Consider the following 20,466-nt stretch of genomic DNA (forward strand, 5'->3'; position numbering starts at 1 on the left):
TCGATAAGCCAGTCATAGATAACAAAAGATGCTCGCATCTGACTCATAAGTTTGGCTGGGCACAGCCGTTATCCCCACCCCTTCCCGCACGCACACAGGCTTTGTATCTGCCAGGTGCTTGACGTAGAATAAGCGCCCTTTTACCCGGCCTGGCAATGCAGTACTGAAGCAGTACGTACACCATGGCCGACAGGTTCACCTTTTTAGGCTCTGCGCCTTGAATTAATGAGAAAACGAGAATCATGCGTGTCATATTAGCCCCGATGGAAGGCGTTGCCGACGCCCCGATGCGAGCCCTGCTAACCAGCGTTGGCGGCTATGACATGGTGATCAGCGAATTTATTCGCGTTGTCGATCAGCTACTGCCTGAGAAAGTCTTCTACCGACTCTGCGCCGAACTGAAATATCAATGTAAAACCGCCTCCGGCACCCCGGTACGCCTGCAACTGCTGGGACAGGAACCCAACTGGATGGCCGAAAATGCCATTCGCGCCGTCGAGCTGGGTTCTCGCGGCGTGGATCTTAACTATGGCTGCCCGGCACCTATGGTTAATCGCAGTAAAGGCGGCGCCGCACTATTAAAGGAGCCGGAGACCATCTACCGGGTGACCCAGGCCGTCAGGCAGGCGGTGCCCAGGGACAAACCCGTGTCGGCCAAGATCCGTCTGGGGTGGGATGACAAGAGCCGCTGCACCGAAATCGCCCAGGCCATCGAAGCAGCCGGCGCCACCGAGCTCACGGTACACGCCCGCACTAAAGAGGAGGCCTATCGGCCACCGGCCCACTGGGAATATATAGCGCAGATCAAATCGGTGACCTCCCTGCCCATCATTGCCAACGGAGAGATCTGGGGCAGAGAAGATTACCTCAAATGCCGCGAGGCCAGCGGCTGTGATGACGTCATGCTAGGACGTGGCGCCCTGACCATTCCTAACCTGGCCCACGTGGTTAAAGGTAATCAGTCACCCATGCCTTGGACTGATGTTTTGGCGCTACTGCTGCAGTATTCGGAGTTTGAGATCGTCAGCGAGAAAGAGAAATACTATCCGGCGCGTATCAAACAGTGGCTCAGGTTTATCGCCCGTCACTATGAGGAGGGCGAAGCCCTATTCCGTCAGGTGCGTGTACTGAAAGATACCCAGAGTATCTTATCCCTGCTGCGCGGCAGCTAACACTCACCTTATGCCCATCTGTCGCGTCTGCTAACCCTCCCTAACGTAAGGCGCGACAAATAACCAGCCCAGTCTCTCCTTAACTGGTCTGATCTTTACATCCCTAAATGAGATTCACCATAAAAGTCACCGACTTTTGATCTTAGTCATAGCTAAGACGCCCAAGCGGTTTAGACTGATTATCTAAGAATATCAACTAGGCAATGATTTGTGAGCAGATCCCATATCAGACATGAACTGTCGGTGCTTGAAGCGAATCTCAGGAAAGAGTTAGGTACCCTGCTGGCATTACATCAAATAACACTCGATACCCAGCAGCTTTCGCTGACCTCATTAATAGACGAGATGACCTCAGCCAAATTGGCCGACGAACCGCTATTTATCAAGCTAACCCAACTCGATGCAGCCCTATGCCAGCTCGACCTTGGACTCTACGGCCTATGTTCAGACTGCGAGGCCGATATCGAAGCCGAGCGGCTCAACGCCAACCCGCTTGAGCAGCGCTGCACCCAGTGCGCCGCCGATTACTCCCACGAGCATAGGCACGAGCTCAGGCTCACCCACTAGCCACACCTTTATTAGCGGCCTGCTTTGTCATCGAGCAGCTCGCTTAGCCACGTCAGTCATCGATGGCCAAACCAAAAGCATTACGTCAAACATAAAAAAAGCCTCCTGAATCAGGAGGCTTTTATCGTTAAGTCACAGGGAGGGTGAATAACGATTTAGAACTTCTGTGTATAAGAGGCTGTGTAAGTTCGACCATACAAGTTATACAGCGCTGAATCGTATGCTAAGTTGGAATCCAATACTGGATCTTCGTTAGTTAAGTTGCGAATACCCAACGCAAACTTACCACTCCACGGCGCCATATAGTTATAGCTTAGGTCAAAGGTAGTTTGAGAAGGTAGACTACCAATCTCTTCAAACGTTGTAGGATCTGTGGTTTCCGCCTGACCAGCAATATGTTGGGTCAATAATGACACCCCATGGTCGCCATAGGTCCAATCAATTACCCATGTGAAGCGATAATCAGGCAAGCCATTACGTCCAACCATATTGTTTACAGGACCATCAAAGTACTCTTCATCTTCATAGGTAAGAACATAGGTCAAATCAAAACTTGAGCCAAAGTCACCAATTGACGTTTCAATTGGGGCTAAGGACAAGTTGAAGTCAATACCCGACGTATCGAAGCCATTACCGTTAACCAGTGGTGTGGTCGCTTCGAGAATCTTACCGTCTGGACTGTCACCGGCACGAATAATTTCACCTCGAGATAGATTGCCGTAACCGACTTTTGCTTCTTCTCTTAACAGCGAATCTAGAGATACGAAGGTGATCACATCATCAATTGATAAGCTGTAGTACTCAACTTTAGTGCTTAAGCTGTCTGTGATGTTCCAGATAACACCCACGTTGTAAAAATCTGACGTCTCAGGGCCAAGATCTTCATTTGCTGTGCGAGTCACGTCATATTGAGTCGAACGACAATCGGAAGGTGCAGTGCCCTGCAACTCACAATAATGATAGTCTGTCGCATAATCAGCACTGAAAGAGTCCGCTGCATATAAATCTGATAGTGCAGGCGCCCTAAAACCTTGTCCCCAAGAACCACGTATAACCAGGTTATCTAATGCTTGATAACGTAGTGCGACTTTCGGTGTGGTCGCGGTACCGAAGTCTGAGTAATTATCGTAACGGAAAGCAAGGTTCAGCTCTAAATCATCGGTAATTGGCAAAATAGATTCACCAAACAACGCGAATACATCACGATCACCACCCGAACCGTTACCTGAAGAACCAATAACCTCCCCAGCTGCTGATTCTGCATCTACCTTAGACTTGTACTTATACTGCATAAATTCAGAACCGAAGTACCAACCCACTAATCCACCGGGTAGCTCTAACGCTTCAAAGTTTATGCCTGCATTAACGCTTTGAAACTCCATGATATCTTGAGCTAGTGTATCGTGTGAAATAGCCGCTACAACATCGGCACTATTGCCTTCAGGGCCAAAATTAAACTCACCGCTCTTCACCAACGCTTCCACTGTTGGACGGTGAACATAACCCGTACCATAGTTGCTGTTTTCCGCTAGGTTATAGTGATAGGTAAAATCCCAACCAAAGCTATTGTGTTCGCCAACTAAACCAAGCTGAATATCCGTGCTGTAGTCAATCGTCGTAGAATCACGTGTACCCACATCAGTGAAACGATAGTAAACTCGACCGGCATTTTCATTTTTAGTGGTATTAATATAGTTGCCATCGGCATCATAGTTCTGAACGTCTAGCTGACCTGCGTCAACGTTAAACCAACCTGCAGCAGGTGCGTAACGACCAAAGGTTTCGTTGCGGCTAAATAGGCCTTGACCTTCGAAACGGATCTCATCAGAGATCTCGTAATCTGCAGTAACATAACCCGCGGTATACTGACGAGCGGCGTGATCTGCTGCTTCAGAGGTATAGTCATAACCGCAGATAAAGTCACCATCACCATAATCATAGACATGACCGCCACCGACCATTTTTTCGTTGTCACAAGCAGCCATCGGCTTGAACTGGAATGTAGTCATATCCAGGAAGTTACGAGCGTAGGCTGATACCCCTGTAGTATCGGCATACTTATCGGCTAACACGTTAGTAGAGCTTGAAAACCAACGATCACGTTGATAGATAATCTCTCGATTTTGGTGCTCAAATGAGAACGTTAAACTTCCTTTGTCGCTCGTGGTTCCACCAACAACGTGTACTTTCCATTCCTCACCACCAGGTTGATCTGGACTAGTACCCGTTGCCGAAACCTCGAGACCTTCAAAGCCTTTTTTCAAAATAATATTAACTACGCCAGCAACCGCGTCCGAACCATAAACAGCGGAGGCTCCATCGGTAAGCACTTCAATACGTTCAATCGCGGCTGTAGGGATTGTATTAAGGTTTACAGCAGTCCCCCCCATAGTCGGTGAACCCGGCATACGTTTACCGTTTAGCAGCACCAAGGTGCGATCTGCTCCAGCACCACGAAGAGAGATGTTGGCCTGACTTTGCCAGGTACTACCTGATGATTCAGAGAACGAACCGAAAGTGTTTAAATTACTACGGCGCAATACGTCAGCAATTGACATCTCACCTGTCTTCTCAATATCGGCCACACTTATCGTCGTTACCGGAGAAGAACCTTCCATATCAGTTCTTTTAATACGCGAGCCAGTGACTTCGATGCGTTCAACTTTATCGCTTTGCTCTTCAGCAATTGCGATACCAGATAAAGCAAGGCTAGATGTCGCCGCGGCAAATAAGCCTACGCGAACCGCCTTTGCAGTTAAGGTCAAAGAGTTCATATGTTTCCCTCATAATACGAAATCAGAAAAATCCAGTTTCGATCATCAATATATTTTTATTTTTAAATTAAGAAGAATGTCCTTCGGTGAAGATATTGTGAAAAAACAACAAACAAGTCAACGCCGTTAACAACAAAATAACCAGGATGATAATAATTGATACAAATGGATAATAAAAAACAACATAACAGCGCCACAAAAGATCATTCAACCGACTGATAATTAGAGATTTTAAACATAACCCCTTCTTATTGAAAATAACGTAAAAACATAGCCACACAATTGCAACAACTTAATACACCTGTATTTTTTATGTTTAAATTATTAAATAAAGATCAACGGAAAACCAAAAACAAACAAGAAGACAACAATGTAAAACAATGTATCGTAAAAGTAAGTAAGAGCAAGCAATTAGATTTAACAACGGAAAGTTAAAAAACCATTTACCAGGCACCTTTACTTTTATTTAAAAGCAAACTAAACCTCCCCATTAAATTCACGAAGAGTGTATTAAGAACATTTAACCAGGCAATAAAAGGTAATAAAGAAGAGATTAAGACTAAATGAGGACTCACTTAGTCTTAAATATGTTAAAGGGCAATTTTTGCGAAATAAATAGCGCAAGTACCTTCGTGGGAGGAGTAATAGCTCAGCATTAATGTATCATCTTTCAGCACGACACCTGCGTAGCTGGTATCGCCACCCGAGGGTAGAGTCAATAGCTCCTCTATCTGAGCCGTTTGCCGATCGATCGCTACAAGAGAGGTGCGCACTCTGTCGTCATACAGGCGTACCACGCCATAGAGCTTACCCTGATAGAGAAAAGTAACAGGTCCCCCCACGCGACAATTTGTCACTTGCCAACACCACTGGGTATAAGGAGGCGCTGACTCACCCAGTAATGCACGCTCATCGGTCTGCCAAAGCGGATCCCGGCGCAGCAGACAGATGGCCTTATCATGCTCATCGAACACTAGGCCGGACTCATTCACATAACCCGCCTGACTCAGCTTTTCCACCAGGGGCTGAAAATCCCTGTCTGCATTACTTTTATATAGCGCCGCATAGCCATCATGTTCGTGACACAAATAGGCGATGCCATACAAGTGCCCCTTGTGCGGCGTGATGCGCCATAACCACTCTTTCTCTTTCACCAGCGCCTTGAGAGCGGACCAATGCTCACCATCGTGGGATTGCCAGCAGTAAGAGCGCATGCCCTCGCCCTTCCCCTCATGCATAGCGCCGCCACCAAACAGCAGTAATCTGTCATTGTCGGCCACCAGCTTACCATCTCTTAGATCGGCAAAGTCGACATCGACAAGGGCGACACTCTGCCAGTCTTGCCCCTCGTTATCGGATCTAAGGATACGCAGTGCACCGTCTGGCGACACATGGGCACTGGCCTGACGAAATACGCAATACAGCTTGTTTTTAAAGCGCACCAGATCCGTAAAGGCGTTGTGGGGCGAAGCGTCCCAAATCTTGGCTACTGAGATTAGTTTCATGTGTTTCTCCGCACATTGATTGCATTAATGATGGCCGACTAAAATGATGGCCGAATAAGGTTCGTGACTCAAGCCAAGACACAGTTAAAAACAGTCTATAACCAATGGCTAAGGTCTGGCTCTGCGCAAGCACCACTACCAACATGACTAGGTCTGTTGATCTTTCGCGTTCATTTTTGCTGCATTCTGTATCGCTTTTATACAAGGCAGAGCGATTGTCATATAGTGCACTACATCAATGAGCGATAACGCAGCAGAAAAATGATACAGACATAAAAAAGCCTCACTCTCAAAAGAGTAAGGCTTTCTTGATACATGGGCTAATCGGCTTAACCTAGCTTCTCTGGCGCGGCGTCTTACCGGCTGTAGTCTTATGCTTACGCACGGCGCGGCGGATCTTAGCGCTCTTCACCTTGGCGCGGGCCACACTGTGTTTGTCTGTGCCCAGCAGGGTGCGGGTTTCTTCATCTAGGCCGGCCAGCTTACGCAGATAGTTTACCTGCTCTATCGGCAGCTCGACCCAGCCGCCACGAGGCAGTGACTTGGGCAGATCTATCATACCGTAGCGAATACGAATCAGACGGCTCACCTGGACTTCCTGAGATTCCCACAGACGACGAACCTCACGATTACGACCTTCGGCCAGCGACACATGCCACCACTTGTTCATGCCCTCGCCACCGGCTGGCTTTATCTTATCGAAATGCGCCGGGCCATCTTCCAGGGTCACGCCGGTGCGCAGACGCTGAATACAGGCGTCGGTCACCTCACCAAAGGTACGAACAGCGTATTCACGCTCCACCTCATGGGACGGGTGCATCAGGCGGTTAGCCAGCTCACCATCAGAGGTAAACAGCAACAGGCCTGAGGTGTTGATATCCAGACGTCCCACCGCAACCCAGCGTGAGTCGCGGGTCTTAGGTAAACGGTCGAATACCGTCGGGCGCCCTTCGGGATCTTTGCGGCTGCAGATCTCCCCTTCAGGCTTGTGATAGGCGATCACACGGCAAACCAAGTCATCCTCAGACTTGATCGATACCGTACGGCCATCGATACGCACCTTGGCATCGGCCTCGATACGATCGCCAAGTTTGGCAATTTCACCGTCTATACTAACTCGACCTGCAGCAATCCATGCCTCCATCTCACGACGGGAGCCATGGCCTGCACGGGCCAAGACTTTCTGCAATTTTTCACTCATTAGTAGACTCTTCATCGGTTTTAGGCGCTGTATTGTCAGGGGCCGACTCGACCACCTGTGTTTGTCCAAACAGCGCCGCTAGTGACTCGGCATCGGATAAGGGAGGAAGGTCCGCAATCCTGTCCAAGCCAAAATAGGCTAAAAATTCATTTGTGGTCGCATAGAGTGCGGGCCTGCCCGGCACCTCTTTATGACCGATTATCTTAATCCAGTGTCTATCGGATAGACTCTTTATGATATGACTTCCCACCGCCACACCACGAACAAACTCTATATCGGCACGAGTAACCGGCTGACGATAGGCGATCACCGCCAGCGTCTCCAGCGTCGCTCGCGAATAGCGCGGCGCCTTCTCCTGCCACAGAGGCTGCAAATAAGGGCTCAAGGTCTCGATGGACTGAAAACGATATCCGCCCGCCACCTTGACTAACTCTATGCCCCGCCCCTGATAATCCTGCTGCAACTCCTCAATGGCGGCCTTCACTTTGGTGCGGGAGACGCTAAAGTTGGCCAGCACACTCTCATTTAAATGCTTGATAGAGACAGTCCTAGCCATCACAAACAGACTGGCTTCAATCAGCTGTTTGAGCTGATCCGGATTTATTTGCAGTTTCTTACTCGACAATCAATAGGCCCTAACATGTATGGTCGACAGCGGCTGCGCCTGGATCAGATCGACCAAAAGCTCTTTCACCAGCTCCATCAGCGCAAGAAAGCTCACCACCACGCCAGCTCGCCCCTCAGAAACATCAAATAGCTGCTCAAAAGGCACATAGGACTTGCCTTCTAGCATAGCCAATATTTGCGTCATGCGTTCCCGTGTCGACAGCTGCTCGCGTCTCACATGGTGATGCTCAGTGGCCTCGACCCGTTTTAACACGGCCGCGAAGGCTCCGGCTAACTCCACCAACGACACAGACGGCGGCACCAACACAGGCTTGATATCCGGCGCTGGTAGCACCTTAGCCTGAAACACATCCCGCTCGAGTCGCGGCAAGGCATCTAGCCTTTGCTGCGCATCTTTAATCACCTCGTAGGCCTTAAGCTGTCTGATCAGCTGGGCTCGTGGGTCCGCCTCATCTTCCTCTTCAAGCTCGGGCCTAGGTAACAAGAGGCGCGACTTTATCTCGGCCAGGGTCGCGGCCATCACCAGATAGTCGGCGGCCAGTTCTACCCGAGCGCCTTGCAAGAGATCAATGTATTCAAGATACTGATCCGTCACCGGCGCAATGGCCATCTCGACAATATCCAGCTTCTGCTTGCGGATAAGATAGAGCAGCAGATCCAGCGGCCCTTCGAAAGACTCGAGAAACACCTCCAGCGCCTCGGGCGGAATAAAGAGATCCGCCGGCAGTTCTCTGACGGGTTCGCCCCTGACCAGGGCCAAAGGTAAACTTTGCTGAGTCCCCTGCATCCGCTCTCCAAGTCACCCGGCAGGTATCACCCAGCCGGAAGCTAAAGGTATAACTAAACTAAATCCGTAACTAAAATGGTGAGGACCTGCACCGATCGACGGCGGATAATCATCCAGCCAAGGCGAGGCTAATCGACACCAAACGCGCGATTATACCTGCAAATTTGGCCAATAGACAGGGCTTTAGCCAAACTGGCTAATATCCCCGGCGCCTTCACGTAGAATCTCGATATCGCCCTCAGACAGATCGATAACCGTAGTAGGTTTCTCACCCAGATAACCGCCATGAATGATCACATCCACCTGATGCTCCAGGATGTCGCGAATGTGCTCGGGATCTGACTCGGCAAACTCTTCACCCGGTAGGATAAGACTGGTGGACATCAGCGGCGCATCGAGCGCTTCCAGAAGCGCCAGGGCAATCACATTGTCCGGCACGCGAATACCGATTGTCTTTTTCTTGGGGTTTTGCAGGCGCTTAGGCACCTCTTTGGTCGCCTTGAAGATGAAGGTGTATGGCCCAGGTGTGTTGTGCTTCAGCACGCGGTAAGCCTGATTGTCCACCCTGGCATAGGTCGCCAGCTCGGACTGGTCACGCACCATCAAGGAGAAGTTGTGATCGTTCTCTATCTGACGAATACGCACTATGCGGGTCATCGCGTCTTTCTCGCCCAGCAGGCAACCTAAGGCATAGCCAGAGTCTGTGGGATAGACCACCACCCCACCCTGCTTGATCACATTCACCGCCTGATTGATCAGGCGAACCTGAGGATTTTCCTCATGTACATAAAAAAATTGACTCATGGGTTTACCATCCAATTATCCATTTGCCACACCCAATCAACTCCTTGGGGTTGGAACATATTTTTACCTAACTCGAGCCAGCTGCCAGGGAAATGAAAATCGCTTCCCAGCGAGGCGTATAGTTCGTTAAGCCGACTCAAGGCTATTAAGTTGTTACGATCGTCCAGGGTTTGCTGCCCCAGCACCACTTCCATGGCATCGCCACCGGCGGCCTTAAATTCACGTACCAGACGCTTTAACCATTTGGCCGACAACTTGTAGCCACTGGGGTGTGCCAGCACGGCGACGCCGCCCGCCTCATGAATGATGGCGATAGCGGTTTCCATATCGGACCAATTGTTCGGCACATAGCCAGTCTTACCCCGGGCCAGGTATTTCTTGAACACGGCGGCTGCATTGGTGGCATAGCCGTTGTCCGCCAACCAGCGAGCATAGTGGCCGCGACTCAGGGCGGCGCCTTCGGCTAACGCCTTGGCCCCCTCATAGGCACCGCTGATCCCGGCCTTCTCAAGACGCACACCTATCTCCATCGCTCGCGCCTCACGCAAGGCACGCTGCTCGGTCAAGAAGGCATCCAGCCCCTGATGTTCGGGGTCGATATTGAGTGCAACGATATGAATATCGAAGTTATTCCAACGAGTGGAGATCTCGCAGCCGTTAATCAGAGTCAAAGGCTCGGCTTGACTGTCGTTGAAGCTGTGGGCTTCCTTGAGACCGGCTAAGGTATCGTGATCGGTAATGGCCAGCATCTGCACCCCATTAGCGAGGGCACGGGCCACTAATTCTGACGGGGTTAACTGGCCGTCGGATGCCGTGGTGTGGCTGTGAAGATCGATTAAACGCGTTTCATCTGTCATCCCTTTATTCTACTCGACTTTGTTATTAGAAACATCTAATTGGATGAAAATGGACGAAATTGCATGAGATTCGTTAAATCTCATCGGCAATCGCTGCAGATTGTGATCTCAAGATGATAAATACGCCAAATAGAAAAATATTCAATTGACAAGGCTGCGGGGGGGATGTTTTTATATAGCCATCAACGAGATTTTACCTTTACATGAGATAGACACTGAAATGACGACGCAGCTATTCAACAACATCAACTGGTGGTGGCACTTCCCAACTTAGCGGGTGGTGTGAATTTCTGTGCTCATGTAAAAGAGACAAGATTTAAACAAAAAGCCCGCATTCGATGCGGGCTTTTTGCATTTAATCGCCTAATTTTATTAATAGATTTATACACGACTAACCCAAACAAACAATCGAGTTAGTCCACTACCGGCAAGTAGGAGCGCAAATATGGGGCAAGAGTTTCTGGCCAGCGTCAACACCATAAAGGAACGGATCACCTATCATGACGATCCTCTCCAGCTGTATCAGCACCTGACACTGGATGCGGCACATACCATGTTGCTGGAATCGGCTGAGATAGACAGTAAGGATCACCTCAAGAGCATCATCATGACCCACGCCGCCCTGGCCATACGTTGTGAAGGTTATCAGCTCAGCTTCACCGCGCTGAGCGACAATGGTCAGGCGCTACTCGGCCCCATTGCCTGCTTCTTCGGCAGCGATGAGCGTCAACTTGAAGGCAAGACCTTAACCCTTACCCTGCAAAAGGATGCAGGCCTACTGGATGAAGATGCCAGATTAAAGTCGACCTCGCCGCTAGATGGCCTGCGCAGCCTGATAAAACATATCGACATGGGCAATGATGCCCAGTTCGAGAGCCTGTTTCTCGGCGGCGTGCTGGCGTTCGATCTTATCGACACGGTAGAGCCGCTGCCCAAGGTGAACCAGAGCGCCAATACCTGCCCTGATTATCTCTTCTACCTGGCCGAAACCCTTATTCTGGTGGATCACCAAACCCGCAGCGCCGATATCATCAGCCATGATTTTACCCAGCAGACCGATGTTAAGACATCATCAGTCGCGGCGACACTGGCCGAGCGGCGCGCCCAGCTCAGCCAAGCCTGCGGCTCGCTACCTGAGGTAGCGCCACTATCTCCTGTCGATTGCGAAGCCGAGGTCAATGTTTCCGATGAAGCGTTCAAGACCATAGTGACAGATCTTAAGTCCCACATCGTCGCCGGCGACATCTTTCAGGTGGTGCCTTCGCGCAGCTTCAGCCTTCCCTGCCCGAGCCCACTGGGCGCCTACCGCGCCCTCAGAGAAACAAACCCCAGCCCCTATATGTTCTACTTCCGTGGCGATGACTTTACCCTGTTTGGCGCCTCGCCAGAGAGTGCCCTCAAGTATGAGGCCAACACCAATCAGGTCGAGATCTACCCCATAGCCGGCACCCGCAAGCGAGGCAAGACGGCTAATGGCGATATCGACTTCGATCTCGACAGCCGTATCGAGCTGGAACTGCGCCTGGATAAGAAAGAGTTGTCCGAACACCTGATGTTGGTGGATCTGGCCCGTAACGACGTGGCCCGCATCAGCCAGAGCGGCACCCGCAAGGTGGCCGAGCTGCTGAAAGTGGATCGCTACTCCCACGTGATGCACCTGGTCAGCCGGGTCACCGGCCAGCTTAGAAGCGACCTCGATGCCCTGCACGCCTATCAGGCCTGCATGAACATGGGCACCCTAACCGGCGCCCCTAAGGTTAGCGCGGCACAGCTTATTCGCGGCGCCGAAAAGACCCGCCGTGGCAGCTATGGCGGAGCCGTGGGCTACCTCAATGGCCTTGGCGACATGGACACCTGCATAGTGATCCGCTCCGCCTTCGTGAAAGATGGCCAGGCCCATATTCAAGCCGGCGCGGGCGTAGTGTATGACTCAGATCCCCAGGCCGAAGCCGACGAGACCCGCCAGAAGGCTCAGGCGGTCATATCAGCCATCAAGATGGGAGGCGGACAATGAAGCTCTACCTACTGGATAATTTCGACTCTTTTACCTACAACCTGGTGGATCAGTTCCGCAGCCTGGGCTTCGAGGTGGTGATCTACCGTAACGACTTAGACGCCCAGTTTATCGCCGACAAGCTGCTACAAGAGCAAGACAAGGCGGCGCTGGTATTATCGCCCGGCCCGGGAGCGCCCCATGAGGCGGGCTGCCTGATGGCGCTCATCGATCTCTTGGCGGGCAAGGTGCCTATGCTGGGGATCTGCCTCGGCCACCAGGCGATGATCGAACACTTCGGCGGCAAGGTGGAACGAGCCAAGCAGGTGGTTCACGGCAAGGCCAGCCCAACCGAGCACAACGGCCAGGGGATCTTTGCCGGCCTACCCTCGCCGCTCCCCGTCGCCCGATACCACAGCCTGGTAGCCACCAAAGTGCCCGACTGCCTGGAGGTGATCGCCACCACAGACGAGATGCCCATGGCCATCTCCCATAAAACCGTCAAAGCGGTGGGCTTTCAGTTCCACCCCGAGTCTATCTTGACCACACTCGGCAGCCAGCTGCTGACACAGACATTGACCTACCTGACCCAAGACGCCCAGTTAAGCCGCGGCCAAGGAGTATTGTAATGAGTGAACTACAGCCGATTTTCGACAGGCTTTATCAGGGGCAAACCATCAGCCGCGAGGAGACCAAGGCGCTGTTTAGCGAGATAGTCGAGGGCAAGATGGATCCCGTCGCCATGGCCGGCATGTTGGTCGCGATGAAGATGCGCGGTGAGACCATAGATGAGATCTCCGGCGCGGCCGACGCATTGCTGCAAGCCGCCAAGGCGTTTCCCGCCCCCAGTGAGGCGACACGCACCCAGGGCATAGTGGATATCGTGGGCACCGGCGGTGACGGTCACAACACCATCAACATCTCGACCACCTCAGCCTTCGTGGCCGCGGCGGCGGGCGCAAAGGTGGCCAAGCACGGCAATCGCAGCGTATCGAGCAAGTCTGGCTCGTCGGATCTGCTGGCGCAGTTTGGTATCGATCTCACCATGGCGCCCGAGACCGCCCGGGACTGTCTCGACAATCTGGGGCTCTGTTTCCTGTTCGCGCCCCACTATCACGGCGGCGTGCGCCACGCTGTGCCTGTGCGTCAAGCACTGAAGACCCGCACCCTGTTTAACGTCTTAGGTCCATTGATCAATCCAGCCAGGCCCGACTACATGCTACTGGGGGTCTATGATCCTATGCTGGTGCGCCCTATCTGCGACGTGCTCAAGGCGCTGGATGTAAAACGCGCCATGGTAGTCCACGGCAGCGGCCTGGATGAGGTAGCGGTACACGGCGAGACCTTAGTCTGTGAGCTGAAACAGGGCGAAATCGTCGAATATTACCTCTCACCCGAGGCCCTGGGGCTAAGCCGCGCCGAGATAAGCGATCTCGCCGGCGCAGGCCCTGCCGAAAACGCCGAAATCACCCGCGCCATATTGCAAGGCCATGGCCAGTTGGCGCACACTGAGGCGGTAGCTGCCAATGCAGGCTGCGCTCTCTATGTGTCCGGTTGCTGTGACAGCCCACAGCAAGGCACGGCGCTGGCGCTACAAACCCTCACCAGCGGCAAGGCATACACCCTACTCCAGCAGCTTGCTAGCGCGAGCCAAAGTGACAACCTAGGAACAAACTGATGCAAGCGAGTGTAAACAGTCAAGCAGGCGAATCCAAGACAAGCAGCAATGTGCTGACCCGTATCGTCGACACTAAACCGGCTCATATCGCCGCGCTGAAACAGCGCTTCCCCGAGGCCTCGCTAACGCCCAAGGTGTCCGATCGCAGCCTGTATCAGGCACTCAAGGCGCCCAATGCCGGCTTCATCTTCGAGTGCAAGAAGGCCAGCCCCTCTAAGGGCCTCATCAGACAAGCGTTCGACGTCGAGGCTATCGCCGATGTCTACCTGCATTACGCTGCCGCCATCTCGGTACTGACCGACGAGCAGTTTTTTCAAGGCGACATGGATTACCTGCCCAAGGTACGCGCCCGGGTGACCCAGCCCATCTTATGTAAAGACTTCTTCGTCGATCCCTACCAGGTGAAACTGGCGGCCCACCAGGGCGCCGATGCCGTACTGCTGATGTTGTCGGTACTGGATGATGACCATTACCGCCAGCTGGCAAGCCTGGCGGCCCAGTACCAGCTGGATGTGCTGACCGAGGTCAGTAACGAAGAAGAGCTCAAGCGCGCCATCGCCCTGGACGCCGCTATCATAGGGATCAACAACCGCAACCTGAGAGATCTCACCACAGATCTGGCAACCACTGAGGCTTTAGCCCCGCATATCCCGGCCGACCGCGTGGTAGTAAGCGAATCAGGCATCTACACTCAGCAGCAGGTGAGACGCCTCAGCCCCTTAGTTGATGGCTTCCTGGTAGGCAGCTCGCTGATGGCCGAGGCCGATCTTGATCTCGCCTGTCGCACGCTCACCCTTGGCCACAACAAGGTCTGCGGCCTGACCCGCTGTGAAGATGTGCGCGCCGTCACTGATGCCGGCGCCCTCTACGGCGGACTAATCTTTGCCAATAAATCGCCTCGCTACGTTAGCCCAGAGCAGGCACTAGACTTAGTCGAGCAGCAGCGAAGCAGTGGTAAGGGGCTGAATTTTGTCGGCGTCTTCGTCAACGAAGAGGTCACCACCATCGCCGAGCTGGCCAAACGTTTAAACCTGTTTGCGGTGCAGCTTCACGGCAGCGAGAGCGAATACGATATCGATCAGCTCAGACTTAAGCTAAATGAACTTGATTGCCAGACCCAGATCTGGAAAGCGATTGCCGTCGATGTTGATGCTAACGTTAGTGTCGACAGCGACGATTGCCAGGCCCCCTCCATCCCAACCAATGCCGATCGCCTGCTCTACGACAGCAAGACAAAGGCGACAGACGGTGTGCAGTTTGGCGGCACGGGCCATGCCTTTAACTGGCAGCAGCAACTGCCGCAAAAGGCTGATGCCATATTGGCCGGTGGGCTTAACGCAGGCAATGCCTTCGACGCCGCACGGCAGGGCTTCTTCGGCCTGGACTTTAACTCGGGCCTCGAGTCGGCTCCCGGCATCAAGGATGCAGAGCTTATCAAGCAAGCCTTTACCGCCCTTAGACAATATTAACGTTTTGCGGCGCACCGAAACGGCGCCGCCCCATACAGAGAGAGCTTTATGATGACTAAGCTGGACCCTTATTTCGGCGAATATGGCGGTATGTTTGTACCGCAGATTTTGATGCCCGCCCTCAAGCAGCTCGAAGCCGCCTTCGTCGATGCACAGAACGATCCTAGCTTTCAAGCCGAATTTACCGATCTGCTGAAAAACTATGCCGGCAGACCGACCGCCTTGACGCTGACCCGTAACCTCAGCCCCAATCCTCTGGTGAAGATCTACCTCAAGCGTGAAGATCTGCTCCATGGCGGCGCCCATAAGACCAACCAGGTATTGGGTCAGGCCCTGCTGGCCAAGCGTATGGGCAAGAAAGAGATCATCGCCGAAACCGGCGCCGGACAGCACGGCGTCGCCACGGCCCTGGCCTGCGCGCTATTAGGCCTCAAGTGTAAGGTCTACATGGGCGCCAAAGATGTCGAGCGTCAATCGCCCAACGTGTTCCGCATGCGCCTGATGGGCGCCGAGGTGATCCCGGTCACCTCAGGCTCTGCCACCTTGAAAGATGCCTGTAACGAGGCGATGCGCGACTGGTCAGCCAGCTACGACAAGGCTCACTACCTGCTGGGGACCGCCGCCGGTCCCCATCCCTTCCCCACCATAGTGCGCGAATTCCAGCGCATGATTGGCGAAGAGACCAAGGCGCAAATACTCGAACGTGAAGGACGTCTGCCCGATGCGGTGATCGCCTGTGTCGGCGGCGGTTCTAATGCCATCGGCATGTTTGCCGACTTTATCGACGAGCCTTCGGTTAAGCTTATCGGTGTCGAGCCTGCCGGCCTCGGCATAGACACGCCCAAACATGGCGCGCCCCTCAAACACGGTAAGACGGGGATCTTCTTCGGCATGAAGGCGCCGCTGATGCAAGACAAAGAGGGGCAGATTGAAGAGTCTTACTCCATCTCTGCCGGGTTAGACTTCCCATCGGTCGGCCCGCAGCACGCCCATCTGGCGGCAACCGGTCGTGCCACCTATGAGTCGGCCACAGATGATGAGGCACTCGCCGCCTTCCAGCTGCTGGCCCGCAGCGAGGGGATCATCCCGGCGCTGGAGTCGGCCCATGCCCTGGCCTATGCCATCAAGCTGGCCGAGGCCGCCACCGAGGAGACCCTATTGGTGGTCAACCTCTCAGGCCGTGGCGACAAGGATATCTTCACCGTTGCCGACATCTTAGAGAAGCAACAAGCAAACAACGAGGAGAGCGGCAATGAGTAACCGTTATCAGGCAGCATTTGCCGCACTAGGAGCCAATAACCGCGGTGCATTTGTGCCCTTCGTTACCATAGGCGATCCCAATAAAGAATTGTCGCTGAAGATCATCGAGACCCTGGTAGAGAATGGCGCCGACGCGCTGGAACTGGGCTTTCCCTTCTCCGATCCCCTCGCCGATGGCCCGGTGATCCAGGGGGCTAATTTGCGCGCCTTAGCCGCAGGCACCACGCCGAGCGCCTGCTTCGAGATCATCGCAGCGGTGCGCGCTAAATACCCAGACCTGCCCATCGGCCTGCTGCTGTATGCCAACCTGGTGTATGCCAACGGGGTGGAAGCCTTCTATGCCAGGGCCAAGGCCGCCGGCGTGGATTCTGTGCTTATCGCCGACGTGCCGGTTGAAGAAGCCGCGTCCTTTATCGCCGCCGCCAAGGCCCACGAGGTAGCGCCAATCTTTATCGCGCCGCCCAATGGCGATGCCGAGACGCTGCGCCAGGTGGCCGAGCAGGGTCAAGGTTACACCTATCTGCTCTCACGCGCCGGGGTAACGGGCACTGAGTCTAAGGCAGGCATGCCGCTGGATGACATCCTGGCCCAGCTAAAAGCCTTCGACGCGCCGCCGCCCCTACTGGGCTTTGGCATCGCCGAGCCAGCTCAGGTCAAGGCCGCCATCGACTCGGGCGCGGCGGGCGCCATCTCGGGCTCTGCCGTGGTGAAGATCATCGAGGCCCATCAAGACGATGAGCAGGCCCTGCTCAGCGCTCTGGGTCAGTTTACCCGTGAGATGAAGGCGGCGACCTAAGCTGAGGTGTCACACTAGGCAGCTCAGAACATACATTACGATCCCCGCCCTGTGCGGGGATTTTTTTATCCATCATGGCCATATCACTGATCCTTTCTGCTGTCTTCGCCGTAACGCTTACAGCCACCCATCTAGCCCAAACATTCCAAGCTGAAGGATATAGATTCAACACGCATCCTCAGCCCCTTGAATACTGAACAAGATTTACAGTAACAGGAGTAATTGGTGGCCACGGCCTATACTTACTCTATTGCGCTAAAAGCGTTTTTTAACGGCCATTTAACCGCTACTTTGCAAAAATCAGTAGCCCGCATCGCCATTTTACATAAGGACGCGCAATGCAAAGCTTTGACAACTTATTTAAGGGAGTGATCTTCGATCTCGACGGCACCTTGGTGAGCAGCTCCCTCGACTTTAAGGCCCTCAAGCAGGCGGTCGGCTGCCCGTTAGATCAGGATATTCTCGCCTTCGTGAGGCTGCTGCCAAAGACGCGCTCCACCGAGGCGCACAAGATCATCACACGGGCAGAGCACCTGGACGCTATGAGTGCCGAGGCGCTAACCGGCGCATTAGCCCTGCTGGATTTCTTACTACTGCAACAGATCCCAACGGCAATCGTCACCCGCAACAGTCGCCGCGCCGCCGAGTTAAAGATAGAGCGCTGCAAGCTACCGATAGACCTCATCTACAGCCGCGACGATGGCCCGGCCAAGCCCGATCCCAGCTGCCTGCTGGCGCTAGCTAAGGCCTGGCATCTGCCGCCACAGCAGATAGCCTATGTCGGCGACCACCACTATGATGTCCAGGCCGCCAAGCGGGCAGGCATGCCATCAGTACTGCTCACCGCGCGGCGAGCCTATGGCGAGCAGCACGGCGCCAGTTTCATCTTCAAAGATCTGATGGCGCTGCATAGGGCACTGCCCTCCATCTCGCTATGCGCCTGAGCTTGCAATCAATAAGCAGCGCACATGAAGATGCTACTTGGCTTGACCTTACTAGGCCCTAACCTTCTCACTGTCCAAGGAGTCGACACTAAGATGGAAACATTAGCCTTACTGACTCACCCAGGTCACTGGCAATTAGTCAACGATGGGGTAATGGGAGGCCGCTCCCAGAGTGAGCTGAGTGAGTTCCTCAACGACAATCAGCAATATCGACTGCGCTTTAGCGGCAATGTCTCCCTCGAGAACAACGGCGGCTTCGCCTCTGTGTCGCGCACCCTGAGCCAGGAGGAGCAGCAGATTTTACAACAGGCTCGTCCAAGCGGCATTCGCCTCACCACCTTAGGTGATGGCAAGCACTACCAGCTCAGACTCAAAGTGCTTAAACAGGGCGAACTGGTCAGCTACAAGGCAAACTTCGACACCCAGGCGGGCAGACTCGAGCAGTGGACATTTACCCCAGGGGAGTTTATCGAGACCTTTCGCGGCGCGGATTATCCAACGCGGCCCTACCCTGATCTGACGCAACTGGTCGCCGTTGGTCTCTTGATTGGCAATGGCCAGGCGGGAGATTTTGAGCTGCAACTCGCCGAGCTGGCCATTCAATACACACCGGCCTCTCAATGATCCAGGAAAGCCCTATTAACTCAGGACGTTATAGAGCTAAGAGTTAAATGAGCTAAGGCGTTAATAAGCTAGCGTTTGACCAAAAAAGCGCTAGCCCTCGTGGGAGAGAAACTCGATGATCTCATCCATGTTGAGGTCGAAATCATCGGCGCGCACATTCTTGACTATGATGTCATCACGCATCGCTGCCAAATCGATATTGGCCGAGACCTCGAAGTGATTGGGATTCAGGCTATAGAAGGGCTTCACCTTGGGGCGGATAGGGTCTTGATGGTTATGACTCTCGACAATCGCCAGACGATTAGATTCCAGCTGCACCAGAGAACCCACGGGATAGACTCCCATGCACTTGATGAAATGATCCACCAACTCGGCATCCAGCTCGTTATTCTCCCCCAGGGCGCGCAGTATGCTAAAGGCCTTCACCTGAGGATAACCCGCCTTGTAACAGCGATTGGCGGTTAAGGCGTCGAAGATGTCACAGATGGCGATCATCCGCCCATAACGGGAGATCGCCTCGGCGCTGACGCCAAAGGGATAACCCTTGCCGTTGAGCTTCTCATGATGCAGCCTGGCGACCTCCAGGCTCAGCGGGCTGATGTTGGGGGTATTCTCTATGATACTGATGGAGTGATTGGCATGGGTCTTCATCACCTCGAACTCCTCGGCCGTTAACCGACCCGGCTTGTCGAGTATGCTGGGGGAGATCATGATCTTACCCACATCGTGTAAGAAGGCACCGATCGCCAGCTCCCTCACTATCTCTTTATCTATCTTGAGATAGCAGGCAAAAATCGTCATCAGCACAGAGACGGCCACCGAGTGCTCCAGCAGGTACTGATCCTTATGGCGTATGTTGATCACGCAGGCCAGCGCATCGGGATTATCGAATATCGCCTCGATTGACTGATCCGTGACCCGTTTTACCGGTTCAAGGGTCAGAGGCACGCCGTTTTGCGCATCATCGAACAGGCGTCTCTGTATCGCCTTCGACTCATTAAACAACTGCTTGGCCTCGGTCAATCGCCGTTTAAAAAGCCCTGGAGTCTGCTTTGCTGCCCCTGAAGGCACTATCTGCCTAGCTTGTTTTTCCTGAGCGGGGGCGGTTTGCGGCACGCGTCGCTTACTGGCATCGACCAATAACTTTTCGATGCCCTTGTGCTTAAATCCGTCTATCACCTGTTGTTTAGTGATCCATCCCTGCTCCGCCAGTTGAAACTTGCCCTTGGGCTGAGTGATCTCAACCACATACATACCAACGGTCAATTCCGAAACATCCAGTTCCACTATCATATGCTGTACGCCCGCCCCCAGGAGGAAATTCACTGCTTGCTGTGATGCACCAAGGCCCACACAAACAGCTTGGCATCATCTGCAAAAATGTAACACAAGCTTTAACAAAAAACTG

18 protein-coding genes are annotated in these 20,466 nt (G+C 53.3%); 10 read left to right on the forward strand and 8 right to left on the reverse strand.

All coding sequences use genetic code 11. The features are described from left to right. Positions 1-242: 242 nt before the first annotated feature. Together dusC and L1D43_RS08920 are read left to right on the forward strand one after the other, a co-directional pair. Positions 243-1,172: a tRNA dihydrouridine(16) synthase DusC gene (dusC, locus tag L1D43_RS08915; protein ID WP_239850860.1), complete on the forward strand. Its 930-nt coding sequence runs from the start codon at positions 243-245 to the stop codon at positions 1,170-1,172. 210 nt (positions 1,173-1,382) lie between these two features. Beyond that, entirely contained in the window at positions 1,383-1,739 is a 357-nt protein-coding gene (locus tag L1D43_RS08920; protein ID WP_041511011.1) for a TraR/DksA C4-type zinc finger protein, read from the forward strand. Positions 1,740-1,894: 155 nt separating this feature from the next. On the opposite strand, the gene L1D43_RS08925 is transcribed toward L1D43_RS08920, so the two are convergent. The 7 genes from L1D43_RS08925 to L1D43_RS08955 all read right to left on the reverse strand — a co-directional run bounded on the left by L1D43_RS08925 (position 1,895) and on the right by L1D43_RS08955 (position 10,294). Continuing rightward, positions 1,895-4,513, reverse strand: a complete 2,619-nt coding sequence (locus L1D43_RS08925; protein WP_239850862.1) for a TonB-dependent receptor — start codon at positions 4,511-4,513, stop codon at positions 1,895-1,897. Between the two features lie 590 nt (positions 4,514-5,103). Further along, positions 5,104-6,018: an exo-alpha-sialidase gene (locus L1D43_RS08930; protein WP_239850864.1), complete on the reverse strand. Its 915-nt coding sequence runs from the start codon at positions 6,016-6,018 to the stop codon at positions 5,104-5,106. 334 nt (positions 6,019-6,352) lie between these two features. Then, complete coding sequence (rluB, locus tag L1D43_RS08935) at positions 6,353-7,219, reverse strand: 23S rRNA pseudouridine(2605) synthase RluB (RefSeq protein WP_041511006.1); 867 nt, start codon at positions 7,217-7,219, stop codon at positions 6,353-6,355. Then, complete coding sequence (gene scpB, locus L1D43_RS08940) at positions 7,212-7,829, reverse strand: SMC-Scp complex subunit ScpB (RefSeq protein WP_239851112.1); 618 nt, start codon at positions 7,827-7,829, stop codon at positions 7,212-7,214. Before scpB ends, rluB begins: the two co-directional genes overlap by 8 nt. A 15-nt stretch (positions 7,830-7,844) precedes the next feature. Beyond that, on the reverse strand, positions 7,845-8,633 hold the full coding sequence (locus tag L1D43_RS08945; RefSeq protein WP_239850865.1) for a ScpA family protein: 789 nt from the start codon (positions 8,631-8,633) through the stop codon (positions 7,845-7,847). A 183-nt stretch (positions 8,634-8,816) separates the two neighbouring features. Continuing rightward, the gene (locus tag L1D43_RS08950; RefSeq protein WP_041511004.1) at positions 8,817-9,437 is read right to left on the reverse strand and encodes an L-threonylcarbamoyladenylate synthase; all 621 of its coding nucleotides are present in this window, start codon (positions 9,435-9,437) and stop codon (positions 8,817-8,819) included. After that, on the reverse strand, positions 9,434-10,294 hold the full coding sequence (locus L1D43_RS08955; protein ID WP_239850866.1) for a PHP domain-containing protein: 861 nt from the start codon (positions 10,292-10,294) through the stop codon (positions 9,434-9,436). Before L1D43_RS08955 ends, L1D43_RS08950 begins: the two co-directional genes overlap by 4 nt. Before the next feature lie 445 nt (positions 10,295-10,739). Here L1D43_RS08955 and L1D43_RS08960 point away from each other — a divergent pair, with 445 nt between their 5' ends. The 8 genes from L1D43_RS08960 to L1D43_RS08995 all read left to right on the forward strand — a co-directional run bounded on the left by L1D43_RS08960 (position 10,740) and on the right by L1D43_RS08995 (position 19,058). Then, positions 10,740-12,308 (forward strand): anthranilate synthase component 1, encoded by a 1,569-nt coding sequence (locus L1D43_RS08960; RefSeq protein ID WP_239850867.1) that lies wholly within the window; start codon positions 10,740-10,742, stop codon positions 12,306-12,308. After that, complete coding sequence (locus L1D43_RS08965) at positions 12,305-12,916, forward strand: aminodeoxychorismate/anthranilate synthase component II (RefSeq protein ID WP_239850871.1); 612 nt, start codon at positions 12,305-12,307, stop codon at positions 12,914-12,916. Before L1D43_RS08960 ends, L1D43_RS08965 begins: the two co-directional genes overlap by 4 nt. Continuing rightward, positions 12,910-13,965 (forward strand): anthranilate phosphoribosyltransferase, encoded by a 1,056-nt coding sequence (gene trpD, locus L1D43_RS08970; protein ID WP_239851113.1) that lies wholly within the window; start codon positions 12,910-12,912, stop codon positions 13,963-13,965. The genes L1D43_RS08965 and trpD overlap by 7 nt, the downstream gene beginning before the upstream one ends. Further along, positions 13,965-15,434, forward strand: a complete 1,470-nt coding sequence (trpCF, locus tag L1D43_RS08975) for a bifunctional indole-3-glycerol-phosphate synthase TrpC/phosphoribosylanthranilate isomerase TrpF (protein ID WP_239850875.1) — start codon at positions 13,965-13,967, stop codon at positions 15,432-15,434. The genes trpD and trpCF overlap by 1 nt, the downstream gene beginning before the upstream one ends. A 51-nt stretch (positions 15,435-15,485) precedes the next feature. Further along, complete coding sequence (gene trpB, locus L1D43_RS08980) at positions 15,486-16,694, forward strand: tryptophan synthase subunit beta (RefSeq protein ID WP_041407223.1); 1,209 nt, start codon at positions 15,486-15,488, stop codon at positions 16,692-16,694. Further along, on the forward strand, positions 16,687-17,490 hold the full coding sequence (gene trpA / locus L1D43_RS08985; RefSeq protein ID WP_239850878.1) for a tryptophan synthase subunit alpha: 804 nt from the start codon (positions 16,687-16,689) through the stop codon (positions 17,488-17,490). The genes trpB and trpA overlap by 8 nt, the downstream gene beginning before the upstream one ends. A 338-nt stretch (positions 17,491-17,828) precedes the next feature. Then, the gene (locus L1D43_RS08990) at positions 17,829-18,434 is read left to right on the forward strand and encodes an HAD-IA family hydrolase (protein ID WP_239850879.1); all 606 of its coding nucleotides are present in this window, start codon (positions 17,829-17,831) and stop codon (positions 18,432-18,434) included. Between the two features lie 93 nt (positions 18,435-18,527). Further along, complete coding sequence (locus L1D43_RS08995) at positions 18,528-19,058, forward strand: CIA30 family protein (RefSeq protein WP_239850880.1); 531 nt, start codon at positions 18,528-18,530, stop codon at positions 19,056-19,058. 90 nt (positions 19,059-19,148) lie between these two features. Here the strand turns inward: L1D43_RS08995 and L1D43_RS09000 are convergent, their stop codons facing one another. Next, on the reverse strand, positions 19,149-20,351 hold the full coding sequence (locus L1D43_RS09000) for an HD-GYP domain-containing protein (RefSeq protein WP_239851116.1): 1,203 nt from the start codon (positions 20,349-20,351) through the stop codon (positions 19,149-19,151). Positions 20,352-20,466 lie beyond the last annotated feature (115 nt).

Source organism: Shewanella sp. Isolate8 (assembly GCF_022398495.1).
Classification (GTDB): Bacteria; Pseudomonadota; Gammaproteobacteria; order Enterobacterales; family Shewanellaceae; genus Shewanella; species Shewanella aquimarina.